The sequence below is a fragment of the Alcaligenes sp. WGS1538 genome (genome assembly GCF_043187505.1).
Classification (GTDB): domain Bacteria; phylum Pseudomonadota; class Gammaproteobacteria; order Burkholderiales; family Burkholderiaceae_B; genus Alcaligenes.
Genome location: NZ_CP171109.1, coordinates 2,155,394 through 2,176,385, shown reverse-complemented (window position 1 = coordinate 2,176,385; position 20,992 = coordinate 2,155,394). Strand labels below are relative to the sequence as shown.

Annotated in this window: 20 protein-coding genes; 16 read left to right on the top strand and 4 right to left on the bottom strand. The window is 65.6% G+C overall.

Translation table 11 applies throughout. The annotated features are described in order from the left end of the window. Positions 1-14 precede the first annotated feature (14 nt). The 13 genes from ACF3ND_RS10130 to ACF3ND_RS10070 all read left to right on the top strand — a co-directional run bounded on the left by ACF3ND_RS10130 (position 15) and on the right by ACF3ND_RS10070 (position 14,507). Positions 15-1,478 (top strand): YdiU family protein, encoded by a 1,464-nt coding sequence (locus tag ACF3ND_RS10130; RefSeq protein WP_394060051.1) that lies wholly within the window; start codon positions 15-17, stop codon positions 1,476-1,478. A 114-nt stretch (positions 1,479-1,592) separates the two neighbouring features. Continuing rightward, positions 1,593-2,660, top strand: a complete 1,068-nt coding sequence (gene aroC, locus ACF3ND_RS10125) for a chorismate synthase (RefSeq protein WP_394060049.1) — start codon at positions 1,593-1,595, stop codon at positions 2,658-2,660. Positions 2,661-2,713: 53 nt separating this feature from the next. After that, on the top strand, positions 2,714-3,538 hold the full coding sequence (locus ACF3ND_RS10120) for a M48 family metallopeptidase (RefSeq protein ID WP_394060047.1): 825 nt from the start codon (positions 2,714-2,716) through the stop codon (positions 3,536-3,538). Between the two features lie 203 nt (positions 3,539-3,741). After that, entirely contained in the window at positions 3,742-5,145 is a 1,404-nt protein-coding gene (leuC, locus tag ACF3ND_RS10115) for a 3-isopropylmalate dehydratase large subunit (RefSeq protein ID WP_394060045.1), read from the top strand. 12 nt (positions 5,146-5,157) lie between these two features. Beyond that, a complete protein-coding gene (leuD, locus tag ACF3ND_RS10110; RefSeq protein WP_394060043.1) occupies positions 5,158-5,808 on the top strand; it encodes a 3-isopropylmalate dehydratase small subunit in 651 nt (216 codons plus the stop codon). Positions 5,809-5,889: 81 nt separating this feature from the next. Next, on the top strand, positions 5,890-6,966 hold the full coding sequence (leuB, locus tag ACF3ND_RS10105; protein WP_394060041.1) for a 3-isopropylmalate dehydrogenase: 1,077 nt from the start codon (positions 5,890-5,892) through the stop codon (positions 6,964-6,966). A 44-nt stretch (positions 6,967-7,010) separates the two neighbouring features. Next, positions 7,011-8,135: an aspartate-semialdehyde dehydrogenase gene (asd, locus tag ACF3ND_RS10100; RefSeq protein ID WP_394060039.1), complete on the top strand. Its 1,125-nt coding sequence runs from the start codon at positions 7,011-7,013 to the stop codon at positions 8,133-8,135. A gap of 2 nt (positions 8,136-8,137) precedes the next feature. Beyond that, a complete protein-coding gene (locus ACF3ND_RS10095; protein WP_394060037.1) occupies positions 8,138-9,571 on the top strand; it encodes a FimV family protein in 1,434 nt (477 codons plus the stop codon). Between the two features lie 10 nt (positions 9,572-9,581). Further along, on the top strand, positions 9,582-10,400 hold the full coding sequence (gene truA / locus ACF3ND_RS10090) for a tRNA pseudouridine(38-40) synthase TruA (protein ID WP_394060035.1): 819 nt from the start codon (positions 9,582-9,584) through the stop codon (positions 10,398-10,400). 186 nt (positions 10,401-10,586) lie between these two features. Continuing rightward, positions 10,587-11,204: a TRAP transporter small permease subunit gene (locus ACF3ND_RS10085; RefSeq protein WP_394060033.1), complete on the top strand. Its 618-nt coding sequence runs from the start codon at positions 10,587-10,589 to the stop codon at positions 11,202-11,204. 2 nt (positions 11,205-11,206) lie between these two features. Continuing rightward, on the top strand, positions 11,207-12,871 hold the full coding sequence (locus ACF3ND_RS10080; RefSeq protein WP_394060031.1) for a TRAP transporter large permease subunit: 1,665 nt from the start codon (positions 11,207-11,209) through the stop codon (positions 12,869-12,871). Between the two features lie 61 nt (positions 12,872-12,932). Next, positions 12,933-13,592 carry a phosphoribosylanthranilate isomerase gene (locus ACF3ND_RS10075; protein WP_394065817.1) on the top strand — a complete coding sequence of 220 codons (660 nt, stop codon included), beginning with the start codon at positions 12,933-12,935 and terminating at the stop codon, positions 13,590-13,592. A gap of 99 nt (positions 13,593-13,691) precedes the next feature. Further along, a complete protein-coding gene (locus tag ACF3ND_RS10070) occupies positions 13,692-14,507 on the top strand; it encodes a TlpA family protein disulfide reductase (protein ID WP_394060029.1) in 816 nt (271 codons plus the stop codon). A 4-nt stretch (positions 14,508-14,511) separates the two neighbouring features. On the opposite strand, the gene ACF3ND_RS10065 is transcribed toward ACF3ND_RS10070, so the two are convergent. After that, the gene (locus ACF3ND_RS10065; RefSeq protein WP_394065816.1) at positions 14,512-14,745 is read right to left on the bottom strand and encodes a TetR family transcriptional regulator; all 234 of its coding nucleotides are present in this window, start codon (positions 14,743-14,745) and stop codon (positions 14,512-14,514) included. Positions 14,746-15,577: 832 nt separating this feature from the next. Beyond that, the gene (locus tag ACF3ND_RS10060) at positions 15,578-16,582 is read right to left on the bottom strand and encodes a bile acid:sodium symporter family protein (RefSeq protein ID WP_394060027.1); all 1,005 of its coding nucleotides are present in this window, start codon (positions 16,580-16,582) and stop codon (positions 15,578-15,580) included. 76 nt (positions 16,583-16,658) lie between these two features. On the opposite strand from ACF3ND_RS10060, the gene ACF3ND_RS10055 reads away from it, so the two are divergent. After that, on the top strand, positions 16,659-17,486 hold the full coding sequence (locus ACF3ND_RS10055; RefSeq protein WP_394060025.1) for an AraC family transcriptional regulator: 828 nt from the start codon (positions 16,659-16,661) through the stop codon (positions 17,484-17,486). Here ACF3ND_RS10055 and ACF3ND_RS10050 read toward each other — a convergent pair. Next, positions 17,387-18,187: a glutamine amidotransferase gene (locus ACF3ND_RS10050; protein WP_394060023.1), complete on the bottom strand. Its 801-nt coding sequence runs from the start codon at positions 18,185-18,187 to the stop codon at positions 17,387-17,389. The genes ACF3ND_RS10055 and ACF3ND_RS10050 overlap by 100 nt on opposite strands. After that, positions 18,184-18,570 carry a fluoride efflux transporter CrcB gene (crcB, locus tag ACF3ND_RS10045; protein ID WP_394060021.1) on the bottom strand — a complete coding sequence of 129 codons (387 nt, stop codon included), beginning with the start codon at positions 18,568-18,570 and terminating at the stop codon, positions 18,184-18,186. Before crcB ends, ACF3ND_RS10050 begins: the two co-directional genes overlap by 4 nt. 201 nt (positions 18,571-18,771) lie before the next feature. On the opposite strand from crcB, the gene ACF3ND_RS10040 reads away from it, so the two are divergent. Together ACF3ND_RS10040 and ACF3ND_RS10035 are read left to right on the top strand one after the other, a co-directional pair. Further along, a complete protein-coding gene (locus ACF3ND_RS10040; protein WP_394060019.1) occupies positions 18,772-20,424 on the top strand; it encodes an acyl-CoA synthetase in 1,653 nt (550 codons plus the stop codon). A 72-nt stretch (positions 20,425-20,496) separates the two neighbouring features. Continuing rightward, positions 20,497-20,982, top strand: coding sequence for a YajQ family cyclic di-GMP-binding protein (locus ACF3ND_RS10035; RefSeq protein ID WP_394060017.1), 486 nt, complete (start codon positions 20,497-20,499; stop codon positions 20,980-20,982). Positions 20,983-20,992: the final 10 nt, after the last annotated feature.

The following is a 20,992-nucleotide window of genomic DNA, read 5'->3' as shown; positions in this document are numbered from 1 at the left end:
TCTAAGGAGGCCTCATGTCCAGCTTGTTCGACGGCCTGACCATACGCCATACCTACGCGGATCTGCCGTCCGCCTTCCATACCGCCGTGCCGCCCCAGCCGCTGGCCAATGCGCGCCTGCTGCACGTCAACGAGGCCCTGGCGGCCCGGTTGGGGCTGGATACGGCGCGTCTGCACGAGCCCGAGTTCCTGGACGTGGTCGCGGGCCGGCAGCCCCTGCCTGGCGGGCGGACGGTGTCGGCGGTCTACAGCGGTCATCAGTTCGGCATCTGGGCCGGCCAGCTCGGCGATGGCCGCGCGCATCTGCTGGGCCAGATCGATACGCCCGACGGACCCCAGGAGCTGCAGCTCAAGGGCGCGGGCAAGACGCCGTATTCGCGCATGGGAGACGGACGCGCGGTGCTGCGCTCGAGCGTGCGCGAATACCTGGCCAGCGAAGCCATGGCCGGCCTGGGCATCGCCACCAGCCGGGCCCTGGCGCTGGTCACTTCCGACACTCCCGTGTATAGGGAAACCGTGGAGACGGGCGCCATCGTGACCCGCGTGGCGCCCAGCTTCGTGCGCTTCGGCTCCTTCGAGCACTGGTCGCACGATGCCGAGCGCCTGCGCATCCTGCTGGACTACGTGCTGCGCGAGTTCTACCCCGAACTGCGCCGGGAGTCCGACAGCGAACAGCAGCGCGTCTGCCGTTTCCTGGAAGAAGTGGCGCGGCGCAGCGCCGAGATGGTGGCGGACTGGCAGACGGTGGGCTTTTGCCACGGCGTCATGAACACCGACAATATGTCCATCCTGGGCCTGACCATAGACTACGGCCCGTACGGATTCATGGATCGTTTCCGCGTCAACCATGTGTGCAATCACAGCGACACGCAGGGACGCTACGCCTGGAACATGCAGCCGTCCATCGTGCACTGGAACCTGTACCGCCTGGCCAGCGCCTTCCTGTCGCTGGACCTGGAGGCCGATGCCCTGAAGGAAAGCCTGCAGGCCTTCGAGGGCGACTTCCTCAAGCGCTATCACGCCAATCTGCAGGCCAAGTTCGGCCTGCGCACCTGGACCGGGGAGGACGCCGGGCTGGTGGATGACTGGTGGCGGCTGCTGCACGTCAGCGGCGCGGACTTCACCCTGTCCTTCCGGGCCCTGGCTCAGGCGCCCGCCATACCCGAGGCTTTCCTGGACTTGTTCGAGCACTCCGAACAGGCCTCGTCCTGGCTGCAACGCTATCGGCAGCGTCTGGCCCAGGACGGATCGGACACGCCGCAGCGCGCCGTCGCCATGAATCGCGTCAATCCGCTCTATGTGCTGCGCAATTACCTGGCCGAGCAGGCCATACGGGCCGCGGCGCAGGATGACGCCGCCGAGATCGAAACCTTGCTGACGCTGCTGCGCGACCCTTATACCGAGCGCGCGGGGTACGAGGCCTACGCCGCAGCGCCGCCCGATTGGGGCTGCCGGCTGGAGGTCAGCTGCTCGTCCTGAACGGGCGGCCTATGGCGGGGATACGGCCGCGGGCATGTCCGGCGCGGCGAACAATGCCATAATCCAGCCTGTCCTTTCTTTATTTTTTCGCATTTCTTCGCAACGAATCCACGTATGTCCGGCAATACACTAGGCAAAAGCTTCTGCGTCACCAATTATGGTGAATCCCACGGACCGGCCATTGGCGCGGTCATCGACGGCTGCCCGCCCGGCCTGGAACTGTCCGAGCAGGACATTCAGGTCGAACTGGACCGCCGCCGCCCCGGGACCTCCCGGCACGTCACGCAGCGCCGCGAGCCTGACCAGGTCGAGATCCTGTCCGGCCTCTACGAGGGCCGCACCACGGGCACGCCCATCAGCCTGCTGATCCGCAACACCGATGCGCGCAGCAAGGACTATGGCAACCTGCTGGATACCTTCCGCCCCGGGCACGCCGACTACACCTACTGGAAAAAATTCGAGAACCGCGATCCGCGCGGGGGCGGCCGATCCTCGGCGCGCCTGACCGCACCTACGGTGGCGGCCGGCGCCATCGCCAAGAAATGGCTGGGGCAGCATTTCGGCATCCAGATCCGCGGCTACATGAGCCAGCTCGGCCCCTTGCAGATTCCTTTCAAGACCTGGGACAGCGTCAGCCAGAATCCCTTCTATGCGCCCGACCCCGACATGGTGCCGGAACTGGAAGCCTATATGGACGAACTGCGCAAGGAAGGCGACTCCATCGGCGCGCGCATCGAAGTGGTGGCCGAAGGCGTGCCGGCCGGCTGGGGCGAACCCATCTACGACCGCCTGGACGCGGCCATCGCCCATGCCATGATGGGCCTGAACGCCGTCAAGGGCGTGTCCATCGGCGCGGGCTTCGAAAGCATCGTGCAAAAGGGTTCCGAGCACGGCGACGCCCTCTACCCGGACGGCTTCAAGACCAATCACGCCGGCGGCATCCTGGGCGGCATTTCTTCCGGCCAGGCCATCACCGTGTCGCTCGCAATCAAGCCCACCTCCAGCATTCGCACCATGCGGCCCTCCGTCACCCGCGCCGGCGACCCGGTGGAGGTGCAGACGCTGGGCCGCCACGATCCCTGCGTGGGAATACGCGCCACGCCCATAGCCGAGGCCCTGCTGGCCATCGTCCTGATGGATCATTGCCTGCGCCATCAGGCGCAATGCTCCATCCGGACCTGATCCGCAAGCCGGGCGTACGTTCCTTACTTCTTCAACAGTCTGTGGAGTCGCTCATGAAACGTTCAGTCTTTGGCAAACGATTCGCCGCCGGCGCGCTGGCGCTGGCGGTGGCGGGCTGCGCCGCCGTCCAGACCACATCCAGCGGGAATGTGGGCGTGGAGCGCAAGCAGTACATGTCGGGCCTGGTCTCGGAGGCCGAGCTCAATCAGGCGGCGGCGCAGAACTACGCTCAGGTGCTGAGCCAGGCGCGGGCGCAGGGCGCGCTGGACACGGATGCGGCGCAGACCCGGCGGGTGCGCGCCATCGCCCAGCGCCTCATCGCCCAGGTCGGGGCCTTCCGGCCCGATGCCGCGGGCTGGAACTGGGAAGTGCACGTCATAGCGCAGGACGAGGTCAACGCCTGGTGCATGCCCGGCGGCAAGATTGCGGTCTACACCGGCCTGATCAAGCGCATTCAGCCCACGGACGCCGAGCTGGCCGCCATCATCGGGCACGAGATGGCGCATGCCTTGCGCGAACATTCGCGCGAGCAGGTGTCGCAGAAAATGGCCACTTCCATCGGCTTGTCCGTGCTCACGGCCATCACCGGCGTGCAGTCCGTCAGCGACCTGGGCAGCTCGCTCAGCGAAGTCATGTTCGAATTGCCCAACAGCCGCACCCATGAGACCGAGGCCGACCTGATCGGAGTCGAGCTGGCAGCGCGCGCCGGCTACGACCCGCGCGCCGCGGTCACGCTGTGGCAGAAGATGGCGGCGCTGGAGCAGGGCAGGGGACAGCCGGAGTTCCTGTCCACCCACCCCTCGTCCTCGACCCGCATCGCCGACCTGCAGGCCATTTCCGAGCGTGTCATGCCGCTCTACGAACAAGCGCGGCGCTAGTCGGCTTTTCCCAGGCGCTTCGACCGGCTGGATGCCTGCAAGGCACCCGGTTTTCTATGCTCGCGCAAGTTCAGGCTGGTACTTTCAATACTAGGATGGAAACTGGTCTTGTCCCAGTTACTGCGCCTGTCATAATGACGTAAATCACAGCAAGCGGCCCGGCTTTTTCCGGGCTCCTGTCCCAACCGGATGTTGAGAACGCAATGGCCAAGACCTTATACGATAAATTGTTCGACGAACATGTCGTGCACCAGGAAACCGACGGCACCTGTCTGATCTATATCGATCGCCACCTGCTGCACGAGGTGACCAGCCCGCAGGCCTTCGAGGGCCTGAGCATGGCCGGGCGCAAACCCTGGCGCGTCAGCGCCAACCTGGCCGTGGCCGACCATAACGTGCCCACCACCTCGCGCCAGAACGGCATCGAAGACCCGATCTCGCGCCTGCAGGTGGATACGCTGGACGCCAATTGCGAACACTTCGGCATTACCGAATTCCGCATGAACGACGTGCGCCAGGGCATCGTGCACATCGTCGGCCCCGAGCAAGGCGCGACGCTGCCCGGCATGACCGTGGTCTGCGGCGATTCGCACACCAGCACCCATGGCGCCGTGGGCGCGCTGGCGTTCGGCATCGGCACCTCGGAAGTGGAGCATACCCTGGCCACCCAGACCCTGCTCATGAAGAAAAGCAAGAGCATGCTGGTGCAGGTGGACGGCAAGCTGCCCTTCGGCTGCACGGCCAAGGACCTGATCCTGTACGTGATCGGCCAGATCGGCACGGCCGGCGGCACGGGCTACGCCATCGAGTTCGGCGGCTCGGCCATTCGCGACCTGAGCATGGAAGGGCGCATGACCATCTGCAACATGGCCATCGAGGCCGGCGCGCGCTCCGGCATGGTCGCGGTCGACGAGCAGACCATCAACTACCTGCGCGGCCGGCCCTACTCGCCCAAGGGGCCGCTGTGGGACCAGGCCGTGGAATACTGGAAGACGCTGCATTCGGACGAGGGCGCCCAGTTCGACCGCGTCGTGCGCATCGACGCCAGCCGGATCATGCCGCAGCTGACCTGGGGCACCTCGCCCGAGATGGTGCTGCCCGTGGACAGCCGCGTGCCCGACCCGGACAAGGAAAAGGACGAAGTCAAGCGCAACGGCATGGAGCGCGCCCTGGAATACATGGGCCTGACGCCCAATATGCCCCTGACCGACATACGCATCGACCGCGTGTTCATCGGCTCCTGTACGAACGCCCGCATCGAGGACCTGCGCGCTGCCGCCGCCGTGGCTCGCGGCCGCAAGGTGGCCGCCAATGTGAAGCAGGCCATGATCGTGCCCGGCTCCGGGCTGGTCAAGCGCCAGGCCGAGCAGGAAGGCCTGGACAAGATCTTCCTTGACGCCGGCTTCGAGTGGCGCGAACCGGGCTGCTCCATGTGCCTGGCCATGAACGCCGACCGCCTCGAACCAGGCGAGCGCTGCGCGTCCACGTCCAACCGCAACTTCGAAGGCCGCCAGGGCCAGGGCGGACGCACGCACCTGGTCAGCCCCGCCATGGCCGCCGCCGCCGCCATTGCCGGTCATTTCGTCGATGTGCGCTCGTTCAACTAAGGAGACCTCGCCATGCAAGCTTTCACCACTCATCAAGGCCTGGTCGCTCCCCTGGACCGGGAAAACGTCGACACCGACCTGATCATCCCCAAGCAGTTCCTGAAATCCATCAAACGCACGGGCTTCGGGCCCAACCTGTTCGACGAGCTGCGCTACCTGGACCATGGCGAGCCGGGCATGGACAATTCCAGGCGGCCGCTCAACCCGGACTTCGTGCTGAACCAGGACCGCTACCAGGGCGCCTCCATCCTGCTGGCGCGCCAGAACTTCGGCTGCGGTTCCAGCCGTGAACACGCGCCCTGGGCCCTGATGCAATACGGTTTTCGCGCCATCATCGCGCCGTCCTTCGCCGACATCTTCTTCAACAACAGCTTCAAGAACGGCCTGCTGCCCATCGTGCTCAATGAGCTGGATGTGGCTCGCCTGTTCGACGAGGTCAAGGCCTTCCCCGGCTACCAGTTGCGCATCGACCTGGAGCAGCAGCGCGTGATCACGCCGGAAGGCCGCGAATTGCCGTTCAACATCGACGCCTTCCGCAAGCACTGTCTGCTCAACGGCCTGGACGAGATCGGCCTGACCTTGCAGAAGGCCGACCTGATCCGGGAATACGAGTCGCAGCGCCTGGCCCGTCATCCCTGGCTGGTCGGCAATCCGTCCGCCTGAACACGCTCATGACAAAAGCGCTCCAGCCTGCCGGCCGGAGCGCTTTTTCCCTATCACCCGACTTTTACGCCTGAATTCATCATGACCTACAAGATTGCAGTATTGCCCGGCGACGGCATCGGCCCCGAAATCACGGAACAGGCGCAGCGCGTGCTGTCCGCCGTGGGCCTGGACCTGGACATGACGGTGGCTCCCGTGGGCGGGGCCGCCTACGACCTGCACGGCCATCCCTTGCCGCCCGAAACCCTCAAGCTGGCGCAGGAGTCCGATGCCGTGCTGTTCGGCGCCGTGGGCGACTGGAAATACGATTCGCTGGAGCGTCATTTGCGCCCCGAACAGGCCATCCTGGGCCTGCGCAAAGCCATGGGCCTGTTCGCCAACCTGCGTCCGGCCATCCTGTATCCGCAGCTGGCCAACGCCTCCACGCTCAAGCCTGAAGTCGTGTCGGGGCTGGACATCCTGATCGTGCGCGAGCTGACCGGCGACATCTATTTCGGCCAGCCGCGCGGCGTGCGCACCGTCCAGGAAGGCGCCTTTGCGGGCGAGCGCCAGGGCTTCGACACCATGCACTACGCCGAAAGCGAAGTGCGCCGCATCGCCCACGTGGGCTTTCAGGCCGCCCGGAAGCGCAACAGGCGCCTGTGCAGCGTGGACAAGTCCAACGTGCTCGAGACCTCGCAGTTCTGGCGCGACATCATGATCGATGTGGCGCGCGAGTATCCCGACGTGGCCCTGAGCCATATGTACGTGGACAATGCCGCCATGCAACTGGTGCGTGCGCCAAAAGAATTCGACGTGATCGTCACAGGCAACCTGTTTGGCGATATCCTATCGGATGAGGCCGCGATGCTGACCGGTTCCATCGGCATGCTGCCTTCGGCATCGCTCAACGCGTCGCAGCAGGGCCTGTACGAGCCCAGCCACGGCTCGGCCCCGGACATCGCCGGCCAGAACAAGGCCAATCCGCTGGCCACTATCCTGTCGGCCGCCATGCTGCTGCGCTATTCGCTCAATGCCGAGGAGCAGGCCAAGCGCATCGAGGCCGCCGTCTCCAGCGTGCTGGAGCAGGGGCTGCGCACCGGCGACATCCATGAAGCGGGCTGCGAACTCGTGTCCACCAGCGCCATGGGCGACGCGGTCCTTCAGGCTCTAAAATAGTATTCTTATAGTTTTTACATTATCGATATCCAGGTGGTATTACCATGACTCAAGCGGTAGGTTTGGTCGGCTGGCGCGGTATGGTGGGCTCCGTGCTCATGCAGCGTATGCGCGACGAAGGCGATTTTTCCCTTTTTCAGCCGGTGTTCTTCTCGACCAGCAACGCCGGCGGCGCAGCTCCCTCGTGGGCTGACGGCGCCGGCCCATTGCAGGACGCTCACGACATTGAAGCACTCAAGAAGCTGCCCATCATCGTGACCGCCCAGGGCGGGGACTACACAAGCCAGATCTATCCCAAGCTGCGCGCCGCCGGCTGGAACGGCCTGTGGATCGACGCGGCCAGCACGCTGCGCATGGACGAGAATTCCGTCATCGTGCTGGACCCCATCAACCGCAACGTCATCGACGCGGCCCTGGCCAAGGGCGGCAAGCAGTTCATCGGCGGCAACTGCACCGTGAGCTGCATGCTGATGGGCCTGGGCGGCCTGTTCAAGCATGACCTGGTCGAATGGATGACCAGCATGACCTACCAGGCCGCATCGGGCGGCGGCGCCCAGCACATGCGCGAGCTGCTCACCCAGTTCGGCCTGCTGAACCAGTCCGTGGGCGCCTTGCTGGCCGACCCCGCCTCGGCCATCCTGGATATCGACCGCGGCGTGCTGCAGGCGCAGAAGGATCCCTCCCTGCCGCAGAAGAATTTCGGCGTGCCGCTGGGCGGCAGCCTGATCCCCTGGATCGACTCCGATCTGGGCAACGGCATGACGCGCGAGGAATGGAAGGGCGGCGTGGAGACCAACAAGATCCTGGGCCGCACGGCGCAGGACAAGCAGATCCCCATCGACGGCCTGTGCGTGCGCATCGGCGCCATGCGCTGCCACAGCCAGGCGCTGACCATCAAGCTGACCCGCGACGTGCCGCTGGACGAGATCAACGACATCATCGCCCAGGGTTCGAAGTGGGCCAAGGTCATCCCCAACGAGCGCCAGGTCACGATGCAGGAACTGACCCCCGTGGCCGTGACCGGCACGCTGGACATCCCGGTGGGCCGCATGCGCAAGCTGAACATGGGGCCTGAGTACCTCAGCGCCTTTACCGTGGGCGACCAGTTGCTGTGGGGCGCGGCCGAGCCGCTGCGCCGCATGCTGCGCATCGCCCTGGGCGAGCTGTAACCATGACAGGCCGCCGGCGCGCACTGCAACTGCTGAGTCCGGCCCTGCTGTCGGCAGGCGTGCTGGCCGGCGCCGATGTCCAGGCCCTGGAGATCGGCCACAGCCGCCTGGTTTCGCGCCCGGACCAGCCCCTGCGGCTGGATGTGGGTATACGGAGCATCACGCCGGCGGAAAGCCTGTCCCTGCAGGCCGCGCCTGCGCCGCTGCCGGCCTGGCGCGCCGCCGGCCTGGTCCCGCCGGTGGACCTGGCTTCCCTGCAGGTCCGGCTGGAGCGCGACGGCCAAGGCCAGGTGCGCCGCATCGTGCTTTCGTCCGACCAGCCCTTTTCGGGCAAGGTGGCCGACATCCTGCTGCAGATCCGCAGCGACAGCGGCCAGGCTACGCATCAGGTCAGCGTGCTCGCGCCCGCGGCGGTGCGCGTGCAGCTCCCTGTGCGGCAGGCGCAGACCAGACGCGCCGCGCCGGTGTCCGTCTTGATTCCGGCGGCGCCCGCCGGCGCCGCGTCCGGACACAGCAGCGTGCAGCGCGTGCCTCAGGGCGCCATCCAGGTTCAGTCCGGCGACACGCTGCACGCCCTGGCGCGTCGCTATGCGGTGGACGGGGTGACGGCCTACCAGTGGATGCTGGCCGTCCAGCGCCTGAATCCGGACGCTTTCATCGGCCATAATCTGCATCGACTGAAGGCAGGGCAATCCCTGCAGGTGCCGGACATGGACCTGATGCTGTCGCTGGACGACGCCCAGGCCCGCCGCCTGTACGTGGACCAGGCCCGCGCCCTGCGCCAGGGCGGCCGGGTGCGCATGGGCCAGGCCGACGCCTCGCAGGGGGCCCTGCAAGTCGGCGCCGCGGTCCAAGCCGATCCCGAACAGGCCCAGGACCGTTTGCGCCTGTCCGCGCCCTCCGCGGCCGCGGACCACAAGCAGGCGGTCCAGCACCAGTTGCGCGATACCGGCGAACGGGTGTCGCAACTCGAAGAAAACGTTTCCAATCTCAGCCGCGCCCTGCAATCGCAAGGGGAGGCGGCCAAGGATCTGATCCTGGAGTCGGCCGGCGAACTGGGCCTTGCCGACACCAGCGCTGACACTCCCGCCGCCGGCCCTGAGCAGGGCGGGCAGGCGGGCGCGGCGGCGCCCCTCGCCGCTTCCGGATCCGCTTCCGTCGCACCCGGCCCTGAACAAGGCAAGATGGCGGGCGCAGTCAACAAGGCAAAGAAAACCGTGTCCTGGATACAAGAACACATGCTGGCCGTCATGGCCGTGGTCCTGGCCCTGATCGTACTGATCGTGACCTGGGTGCTCAAGCGGGCCAATTCCGCCAATCAAGACATCGACGATTCCCCGGCTCCCGTCAGCGAGGCCATGGTTCGCGAGAAGCTGGAAAAAATCAATCTGGACCTGGATCAGCCGCCTTCGGACGAGCCTCCCGTCCGTCCGTAAAGGCGGGCCAATGAGCACTCGCATCGCATTGGGCGTCTGCTACGACGGCGCGCCCTGGCTGGGCTGGCAGAGCCAGCCGGGCGGTCGCACGGTGCAGGATGTGCTGGAACAGGCCTTGAGCCGGTTCGCCGCGCATCCGGTCAGCACCATTTGCGCCGGACGCACCGACACCGGCGTGCATGCCCTGAACCAGACCGTGCATCTGGATACGACGGCCGCGCGCAGCCTGGAGTCCTGGGTGCGCGGGGTGAACGCCTTGCTGCCGGAATCCATCGCCGTCCAATGGGCGCGCGAGGTGCCGGACGATTTTCATGCCCGCTTCTCGGCACAGGGACGCCATTATGCGTATCTGGTACGCCAGCATCGGGTGCGTTCGCCCTTGACGCAGGGCAGGGCGGCCTGGGTGTTCCGGCCGCTCGAGCTGGCCCGCATGCAGGAGGCGGCCGGTCATCTGCTGGGTGAACATGATTTCAGTGCCTTCCGTTCCTCGGAATGCCAGGCGGCCAGCCCGGTGCGCACGCTGACGCGCGCACACATCGAGCAGCAGGGCGATTATTTCCTGTTCAGCTTCAGCGCCAACGCCTTCCTGCATCACATGATACGCAACCTGATGGGGGCGTTGATCTATATAGGCCAAGGCCGTCAGCCGCCATCCTGGGCGGCGCAGCTGCTGCAGCAGCGCGACCGGCGCCTGGCCGCGCCCACATTCGAAGCCAGCGGCCTGTATCTGGCCGGAGTGGATTATCCGCCCGCCTTTGGCCTGCCCGCCGCCGACCCCTATGGGCAACTGCGCGAGCTGACCGGCCTGCGCTTTGGACAAACGGGATGAAGCAAGCGATTCAATGTCCTGTTCCAAAGGGTAATTCCTTGGTTCGAGAGCCGTTCGGGCTTGCTTCAATCGTATAAAATGTGAAGCCTTTTCTTTTTGTAAGCATTCCAATCCATTTTTGGGCCGACTAACTTCCGGGTCCAGCCACAAGCTATTCCGGAACGCGACCATATCCTGAGCAAGGCCATGCAATTTTTATTACGTCTATCTAGCTTTATCGACCGCATCAATACCGCGGTCGGCAAATCGGTGACCTGGCTGACCCTGATCGTGGTCCTGGTCAGCGCCATCAACGCTGTGGTGCGCAAGGTGTTCGGGGTCAGCTCGAACGCCTGGCTGGAACTGCAGTGGTACCTGTTCGGAGCCATCTTCCTGCTGGCGGCCGGCTACACCTTCTTCGTGAACGAACACGTGCGCGTGGATGCCCTGGCCGAACGCTTCCCGCCGCGCCTGCAGGTGTGGATCGACATCATCGGCGTCATCTTCTTCCTCCTGCCCGCCGGCCTGCTGATCTTCTGGCTCTCCATCCCTTTCTTCCAGCAGTCCTACGATCTGCATGAACTGTCCTCGAACACGGGCGGCCTGATACGCTGGCCGGTCAAGCTGCTGATTCCCGTGGGCTTTGCGCTCCTGTGCCTGGCGGGCGTCTCCCACCTGATCAAGTGCATCGGCTTTCTGCGCGGCGCCTGCCCCAATCCGCTCAAGGGCTCGGGCGGCCCCAGCGCCGAAGAACAGCTGGCTGAAGAAATCCGCCAGATGGCGCAGGCCCAGCAAGCCGCAACCCCCGTTTCGAAAGGCCGGTAACGATGGAATTCTTTGTTGATAATCTGGCGCCGATCATGTTCTTCAACCTGATCGCGTTCCTGCTGCTGGGCTTTCCGGTGGCCTTCACCCTGGCCGCGATCGGCATTCTCTACGGCCTGGTGGCCATCGAACTGGGGCTGATGCAGCCCGCCCTGTTCCAGGCCTTGCCGCAGCGCGTGTTCGGCATCGTCGAGAACGATACCTTGCTGGCGGTGCCGTTCTTCACGCTGATGGGCTTGATTCTCGAGCGCTCCGGCATGGCCGAGGACCTGCTGGACACCATAGGCCAGCTGTTCGGCCCGCTGCGCGGGGGCCTGGCCATCGCCGTGGTGCTGGTGGGCGCCATGCTGGCGGCCACCACCGGCGTGGTGTCGGCCTCGGTGATCTCCATGGGCCTGATCTCCCTGCCCATCATGCTGCGCTACGGCTATGACCGCAGGCTGGCGACCGGGGTGATCGCCGCCTCCGGCACGCTGTCGCAGATCATTCCGCCGTCCATCGTGCTGATCATCCTGGCCGACCAGCTGGGCCGCTCCATCGGCGACATGTACCGCGGCGCCATGGTGCCGGGCCTGCTGCTCACCGGCGTGTACATCCTGTACATCGTGGCCATGTCCTACATCAAGCCCAAGTCCGCTCCGGCCCTGCCGCCCGAGGCGCGGGTCTACGTGGAGCCGGACGGCAGCCGCGGCCTGACGTCCCTGATCCTGCTGACGCTGCTGGCCTCGGCCGTGGCCTACTTCGGATCCCAGCATTACTTCGCCACCCACCCCAACATCCCCGTGGACGAGCATATCGTCGTGTTGCTCCTGCTGTGGGGCGTCACGGCCTGGGTCATCGCCCTGGCCAACAAGCTGCTGCGTCTGAAGCTGCTGTCGCGGATCGCCGAGCGCGTGGTGTTCGTCATGATCCCGCCGCTGTTCCTGATCTTCCTGGTCCTGGGCACCATCTTCATCGGCGTGGCCACGCCGACCGAAGGCGGCGCCATGGGCGCGGTGGGCGCCATCATCATGGCCGTCTCGCGCGGCCGGCTGTCCTGGAAGCTGCTGCGCCAGGCCATGGAATCGACGACGCGCCTGTCCTGCTTCGTGGTCTTCATCCTGGTGGGTTCCACGGTGTTCAGCCTGAGCTTTCGCGGCATCAACGGCGATCTGTGGGTGGAGCACCTGCTCATCGATATGCCCGGCGGCCAATGGGGCTTCCTGATCGTGGTCAGCGTGCTGACTTTCCTGCTCGCTTTCTTCCTGGACTTCTTCGAGCTGGCCTTCATCATCGTGCCGCTGCTCGGGCCGATCGCCGACAAGATGGGCATAGACCTGATCTGGTTCGGCGTGCTGCTGGCGGTCAATATGCAGACGTCCTTCATGCACCCGCCATTCGGCTTCGCGCTGTTCTTCCTGCGCTCGGTCGCGCCCAAGGAGGACTATACGGACAAGGTCACCGGCGAGCGCATCAGGCGCGTGGCCACCACGGATATCTATTGGGGCTCGGTTCCGTTTATCATTATCCAGTTGCTGATGGTGGCGGCGGTCATGGTCTTCCCCGGCATGGTCACCCACTACAAGCACGGCGAAGTCCTGCTGGACGATTCCCAGATCCAGTTCGGTACCGAATCCACCTATGGTTCGGACAGCTACGGGCAGGATCCCGCCGCCGTCTTTCAGTAAGACAGCATAGGTTCAACAACGGGGGCGCCAAGCCCCCGTTTTTCATTCAGGAGCAGCCATGATGCCAGCCCGTACCCGGGTCAAGATTTGCGGGTTAACCCGGGAGCAGGACATAGACGCCGCCGTCCGGGCGGGCGCCGACGCCCTTGGCTTTGTGTTCTATCCCAAGAGCCCGCGCATGCTTTCCACGGACCAGGCGGCCCGTCTGCGCAGACGCATCCCCGCCTTCGTGCAGGCCGCCGGCCTGTTCGTGAATGCGCAGGAAGCATTCGTGCGCGAGATACTGGACCAGGTCCGCCCGGACCTGCTGCAGTTCCATGGCGAAGAAAGCCCGGAGCAATGCCGGCTGTATGGCCATCCCTACATCAAGGCCTTCCGGGCCGGCGCGCCCGGCCTGGATACGGTGGAGGGCTTGTATCAGGCCTGCCTGGCGTATCCGGACGCCCGGGGCTGGCTGATGGACGGCTATCACGACGCCTACGGCGGCACCGGCACGGCCTTTGACGCCGAACTGATCCAGGGACTGCAGCAGAGGTTTGCCGGCCAGTCGCCGCTGCCGCCCTTGATTCTGGCCGGCGGCATGCGGATCGACAACGTCGCGCAACGCGTGGCCTTGCATCGGCCCTACGCCATCGATGTGAGCAGCGGCGTCGAGGACGCGCCGGGCGTCAAGAACGCCGACAAGATCGTGCAGTTCATGCAGGCGTTGGCGCAGGCCTGAGCCTGGCGGGAATCTTTACGCTTTCAAGGTGTCCATACTCCTTGACCCGGCCCGCCGTGAGCGGGTCCTGCTTTTCCGGTCTTGCCAGGAGCCGTATTCATGCAAAGCATCCAGCTCGGTCCCTTCACCTTCGCCACGTCCTTGTTCGCCTTCATGGCGGCGGCCATCGCGGCCTTGTTGCTGGCCGCGTGGCTGGACAGGCGAAGCCGGACGCGCGCGGAATCCGCGCTATGGCGCGGCTTGCTGCTGGGCCTGTTGGCCGGGCGCCTGGGCTTTCTCGTCCAGCAATGGGATTACTATCGCCACGCGCCCTTGAGCTGGATGGACCTGCGCGACGGCGGGCTGATGCTGCCGGCCGCCGCCGCGGTAGCGCTGGCCTACTGGCTGTGGCGCGGGCTGCGCGACAAGGCCATGCTGCCGGCGCTGTCGGGAGGCCTTGCGATCGGCCTGGCCGCTTTCGCCCTGATCATGAGCTGGGCGGGCGCCATGCAGACGCAAGAACCCCGGGTTTTGCCGGCGGTGGCCTTGCAACCCGTGCAGGCGCAGGCGGATTCGCCGGCGGGGCTGCAGGGCTATCAGGGCAAGCTGACCGTGGTCAACCTGTGGGCCAGCTGGTGCCCGCCGTGCCGGCGGGAGATGCCGGCCTTCAAGCAGGTGCAGTCCAGCCGCGACGATGTGCATATCGTCTTTGCCAACCAGGGCGAGGAGGCCGACGTCATCCGGCAGTACCTGGACAAGGAAAAGCTGGAGCTGGCCAATATGTGGCGCGATCCGCAGATGCAACTGGGCCAGGCTGTCCGCAGCCGCGGCCTGCCCACCACCTTGTTCCTGGACGCGCAGGGGCGGCTGTTGGACGTGCGTGCCGGGGAACTGTCGGCCGCCACGCTGAATGACCGGATCGATCGTTTGATGTAGGAGTTCAGGCTCTGGCTTGCGTCGTCCGATCGGGCAGGAACCGGCTCAGCATGAAGTCGACAGCGCGCTGATGCGTCATGGCGGTGTCCGGACGCGCGCCGCCCGCGGCCAGGGACGCCTTGCCGGCCGCATGCCGATACAGCGCCATGGGCGTGACGCCCAGTTCGCTTGCCAGACACCTCATGCTTAGCGCCGCCGTTCCTTCGTCATCCAGGATCGCCAGCGCCTGCCGTAGAATTTCGGACTGGGTTGGTCTACGGCCTAGGGCAAAAAAGGTTTTTCGAGCAATTCCGGGGAACTTCTCCGTGTTTGGCGAGCCGTTTGGGCCAAGCAGAAAGAAACTCGGATTCTCGCAAGGCAGGCCGGGGCGGGCCGGCTTGGCTGGGTCCTCCGCCCGCGCTGTGCGCGGGTTCCCTGGTCAGGATACTGGGGCGGGCGGGGCGCGAACTCGCAGGGTGATTCGTCCACTGGACGAATCACAAGCATCCTGCTCGAGCAGCACGCCCCTTGCCTCCCGCCCCCGCATCCCGCCTGCGGCGAAGGCCCTGACTCGCCCGCCGGCCCGCTCCGGCCTGCCTCGCGAGAACTGCGCCGCTGTGTTGGCCCAAACGGCGGGACGTCCGCGCGCGCCATACAACGTGTCAACCTCACATTTCGCTGAGCGTTCTGTTTGGTGAATGATGCCTGTGGCCAGGTCGATGCCATCGGCATTTTGAGCCGTTCAAGGTGCAGGAAGAGCGGACGGGGCGGGTCGGATGGTTTGCCGCAGGCGGGGTGCGGGGACGGGAGCTAAGCGTCGTTCTGTTCGACGGCGGCGCTTGTTGCTCGCCTGGGGGGCGAGCAACCCGCCGGAGTTAACGACGCGCCCGACCACGCGCCTCGACCAGGGCACCGGCGCGCTGCGACGCGCCGGCAAGCCATCAGCGCCGTCCGCTCTTCCTGCACCTTGAACGGCGTCTTCAAAAAACCAGTTCGGCATCGACCTGGCAAATTGGTTCCTGGAATTCCTCGAAGAAGCAAAAAAAAACCGCCCGGCAAGGGGCGGCAAATCAGCACAGGAACGCGGTCGGTCAGGCTTTCTGTAGCACGCCTTCTTCTTGTTCCTCGTGAGGGCGGCGGGCGTAGTGATTGGCGATCACGGCGCAGGCCATGAGCTGGATCTGGTGGAAAAGCATGATGGGCAGCAGCGCAGGGCCGATGGCGGCGCCGCTGAACAGCACCTGGGCCATGGGCACGCCGGTGGCCAGGCTCTTCTTGGAGCCGCAGAACACGATGGTGATCTCGTCTTCCTTGTTGAAGCCGAAGCGGCGCGCCATCCAGGTGGTCAGCGCCAGCACCACGGCCAGCAGCACGATGCAGACCACGGTCAGGATCAGCAGGGACATGGGCGGCACGGCCTGCCACAGCCCGCCGATGACCGAGGCGCTGAACGCGGTGTAGACGACCAGCAGGATGGATGTCTGGTCCACGTTGCGCAGCCAGGCGCGGTTGCGGTCCATCCAGCCCCCGATCCAGGGACGCATCAGGTGGCCGACCACGAAGGGCAGCAGCAGTTGCAGGCTGATCTTCTTGATGGCGTCCAGGGTGGAGGCCGCCGAGCCGGCGTCCGCATCGAGCAGCAGCTTGAGCAGCACGGGCGTGAGCACGATGCCGATCAGGCTGGAGGCCGAGGCGCTGCAGACGGCGGCGGGAATGTTGCCGCGGGCGATGGAGGTGAAGGCGATGGCCGACTGCACGGTCCCGGGCAGGGCGCACAGGTACAGGATGCCCACGAACAAGGGCATGCCCAGCAGCGGCAGCAGAACGGGCTTCAAGACCAGACCCAGCAGCGGAAACATGACGAAGGTGCAGCCGAACACCAGCAGGTGCAGGCGCCAGTGCGTGGCGCCGGCGATGATGGCTTCGCGCGAGAGCTTGGCGCCGTGCATGAAGAACAGCAGGGCGATGGCCAAGCCGGTGATCAGCTCGAAAATGACGGCGCCCTGGCCGTAGGCGGGAAACAGCGTGGCCAGGGCCACGACGCCGATCAGGATCAGGGTGAAATTGTCGAACAGCAGTCTTAGGCGTGACAACATGGCGATTTGAAAGAGTTGCGAAAAGGGACGGTTCACTTTACCGTAGACTTTCGTGGGTGTTTATCGTTAAACGGATATGGAACATCGAAAAGCGGACATTCTGGTGCATTCGGACGCCATTCCGGCAGGGTTGAGGCAATTGCGTTACCTGCCCAGGCCGCTCTACGGCCAGGAACGGGCCTTGCCCAACCAGGCGATTTCACGTCCGCACCGCCACCCCTGGGTGCAGTTTTCCTATGCGCTGACCGGAGTGATCGAGGTGCGCACCGCGGCCGGTCGCTTCATGGCGCCGCCGCAGCAGGCCGTGTGGGTGCCGGCCGGCGTGGAGCATGGCGTGCGCTGTTCGCCCGATGCGCAGATACGCAGCCTGTACATCGATGTGCAGGCCTTGCCGCGGCAGCACGAGCAGTGCCGGGTCGTGGCGGTGAACCGGCTGTTGCGGGAACTGATCCGGGAATTCAGCACCTTGCCGGTGCTCTATGACCGCGAAGGGGAACAGGGCCGACTGGTGCAGGTGCTGCTGGACCGCCTGCTGGCGGCGCCCGAAAGCGGCCTGATCCTGCCCTGGCCGGCGGATCCGCGCTTGCGCCAGGTCTGCCAGCAGTTGCAGGCCCAGCCCGCGCTGGGCTGTACCCTGGAGGAGCTGGCCGGCCAACAGGGCGTGTCGGAGAAAACATTGAGCCGGCTGTTCCGCCAGGAGACCGGGCTGACCTTCCGGGCCTGGCGGCAGCGTCTGCGCATCATGAGCGCCTTGCCCATGCTCGAGCGCCATGAGCGCGTCACCGATGTGGCGCTGGCCTGCGGCTACGACAGCATGTCGGCCTTCGTGGCGGCGTTCCGCGAGCTGATGGGCCAGACGCCCGGCGAGTTCTTCCGCCCGCCGGCCGACGAGGCCGGGCTGTAGGCCCGGACGAAGTTCCACAGCAGCCGGCGCGCTTCGGGCGTGTCCCGCACCTGATCGGCCATGGCCTGCGGGTCCCGTCCCTCGGCCTGCAGCCCCGCTTGATTGCGCAAGATACAGTAGCGCAGCAGTTCGGCGAAGAATTCCGGATGGAACTGGGCGGACCATTGCGCCGGGCCGTAGCGCAGGATCTGGTGCGGATCGTGGTCGGAGCCTGCCAGCACCTGGACGCCCGCGGGGATTTCCAGCACGCTTTGCTGGTGCGTGAGCAGGGCGTCAAAGCGCATCGGCAGGCTGGCGAGCATGCCATGTTCGCGGGATTGCGGCCGCAGCGCCACCGGCAGGCAGCCCAGTTCGCGTCCCCGCGGATGGTAGTCCACCACGCCGCCCAGGGCATGCGCCATCAGTTGATGACCGTAGCAGATTCCCAATAGGGGTGTTCCGGCTTGGCGCCGCTCGCGTATCCAGTGCGCCAACGCTTCGCTCCACCCCAGCCTGTCGGTAACCATGCACCAGGATCCGGTGATGACAACCGGCTCCGCGCAGTCGGCCTCGGGCAGGGCGGGGTCCTCGTCCACTCGCCATATCCGCAGGTCCACGGACAAGGGTTGCAAGCCGCGGCGGAACCAGTCCGCCTGGCTGCCGAAGCGCGCCTTCACGTCGGCCGGCGGGTCTCCGGCCTGCAGGATGTGCACCGCGCTCATGCCTGGCCCTTGAGCATGCTCCAGGTGGCCATGCCCAGAGCCACCATGATCAGCGAGCCGATCACGTGGATGGCCACGCCGCCCAGGGCCCAGACGTAACGCTGCTGCAGCATCAGGGTCATGATTTCCGCGGAAAACGTGGAGAAGGTGGTCAGTCCGCCCAGGAAACCGGTCATGACGAAGACCCGCCAGCCTTCGTGCGCCAGGCCCAGTCCGCTGAAGCCGGCCATGGCGATGCCCATCAGATAGCCGCCGATCAGGTTGGCGAGCAGCGTGCCGGGAGGCAGGGTGGGAAAGAGGGTATTGAGGGTCTGGCTGAGCAGCCAGCGCGAGACGGCGCCCAGAGCGCCGCCGACGGCGATGTACAACACGGCAAGAGGCATGAACCGACCTTGATGGATGATGCGGCTGTCAGCGAGCTGTCAGCCGGTCACGATATATACGATAGAGCTCATGCTCATTATGCGCCCGTATGGTTGAAAACGCGATCTTGTCCAAAAGCCGCGACCCCATTACCGTAAGGGCACGCACGACAGACGGACGGCCGGAGCCCGCCGGCACGCCCGCATCCTCTTGGAGACATCATGGCAAACATCTTTGATCAGGATCTGCCCAGGACGCCCGCCAATTACCGCGCCCTCTCGCCGCTGGATTTCATCGAGCGCAGCGCCAGCGTCTATCCCGACTATCCGGCGGTGGTCTACGGCCCGCGCGAGGGCGGCCTGCGCCTGAACTGGGCGCAACTGTATGCGCGTACGCGCCAGTTGGCCAGCGCCCTGGCCAGGGAAGGCATAGGCAAAGGCGACACCGTGGCGGTGATGCTGCCCAACACGCCCCCCATGGTCGAGGCGCATTTCGGCGTACCCATGTGCGGCGCCGTGCTCAATACCTTGAACACCCGCCTGGACGCGGCCACCATCGCCTACATGCTGGACCACGGCCAGGCCAGGGCGGTGCTGGTGGACAGCGAGTACGCCCAGGTGATGCAGCAGGCGCTGCAATTGCGTGAAAGCACGGAGCCCATTCTGGTCATCGACGTGGTGGACCCGTACTTCCAGGGGGAGGGTGGAATGATAGGCCGCCAGACCTATGCGGAATTCGTGGACGGCGGGGACGCCGGCTACGAGTGGCAGTTGCCGGCCGACGAATGGGACGCCATCGCGCTCAACTACACCAGCGGCACCACGGGCAAGCCCAAGGGCGTGGTGTACCACCATCGCGGCGCCTGTCTGAACGCCTTGTCCAACATCCTGGAATGGGACATGCCCAAGCATGCCGTCTACTTGTGGACGCTGCCCATGTTCCACTGCAATGGCTGGTGCTTTCCCTGGGTGGTGGCGGCGCGCGCCGGGGTCAACGTCTGCCTGCGCAAGGTGGAGGTCCAGGCCATGGCGCAGGCCATCATCGAGCACGGCGTCACCCATTATTGCGGCGCGCCCATCGTGCACTCCATGCTGGTCAATGCCGACGAGGACCTGAAGGCGAAGCTGCCGCGCGGCGTGTGCGCCATGGTGGCGGGCGCCGCGCCGCCGGCCGCCATGATTGAAGGCATGGAACGGATGGGCTTTGCGCTGACGCACGTGTACGGCCTGACCGAGACCTACGGCCCGGCGGCCGTCTGCGCCCAGCATGCGCCCTGGCAGGACCTGGACATCCAGGAACGCGCGCAGCGCAATGCCCGCCAGGGCGTGCGCTATCACTTGCAGGGAGGCGTACAGGTGATCGATCCGCAGACCATGCGTCCCGTGCCGCCCGATGGGCAGACCATGGGCGAGATCATGTTCCGCGGCAACATCACCATGAAGGGCTATCTGAAGAACGCCAGGGCGACCGAGGAGTCCCTGGCGGGCGGCTGGTTCCACACGGGCGACCTGGCCGTATGCGAGCCGGACGGCTATGTTCGCATCAAGGACCGCAGCAAGGACATCATCATCTCGGGGGGCGAGAACATCTCGTCCATCGAGATCGAGGACGTGCTTTACCGTCATCCGGCCGTACAGGCCGCGGCCGTGGTGGCCCGGCCCGACGAGCGCTGGGGCGAGGCCCCTCACGCCTACGTGGAGCTGCGGCCCGGCGCCCAGGCCAGCGCCGAGGAACTGGCCGCGCATTGCCGACAGTATCTGGCGGGCTTTAAAATACCCCGGTATTTCAGCTTCACGGAGCTGCCCAAGACCTCGACGGGCAAAATACAGAAATTCGCCCTGCGCCAGCAGGCCCGCGAGGCGGCTGCGGACTGACCGCGGCGGCCCCCAACGCCCAGGCTGACCATGGTCCGGCCTGGGCCTCAAATCAAGTACAGGATTCTAGGAATGCCATCTTTTGACGTTGTATCCGAAGTCAACGCCCACGAACTGCGCAACGCAGTCGACCAGGCCAGCCGCGAGCTGGGCACGCGCTTCGACTTCAAGGGTACGGATGCCAAATTCGAACTGGAAGACGAGAACACCATTCTGCAGTCGGCGCCCAGCGTGTTCCAGCTGGAGCAGATGATGCAGATCCTGCGCGGCCGGGTGTCGGCGCGCGGCATCGACGTGCGCTGCCTGGATGCCGAGAAACCGCTGGAGAACGTGGCCGGCGCCCGCCAGAAGGTCAAGGTGCGCCAGGGCCTGGACCAGCCCACCGCCAAGAAGCTGGTGGCCGCCATCAAGGGCGCCAAGCTCAAGGTGGAGGCCCAGATCCAGGGCGACAAGCTGCGCGTCACGGGCAAGAAGCGCGACGATCTGCAGGCCGCCATCGCGCTGCTCAAGCAGACTGAGGTCGATCTGCCCCTGCAGTACCAGAATTTCCGCGATTGATTTTTCTCCG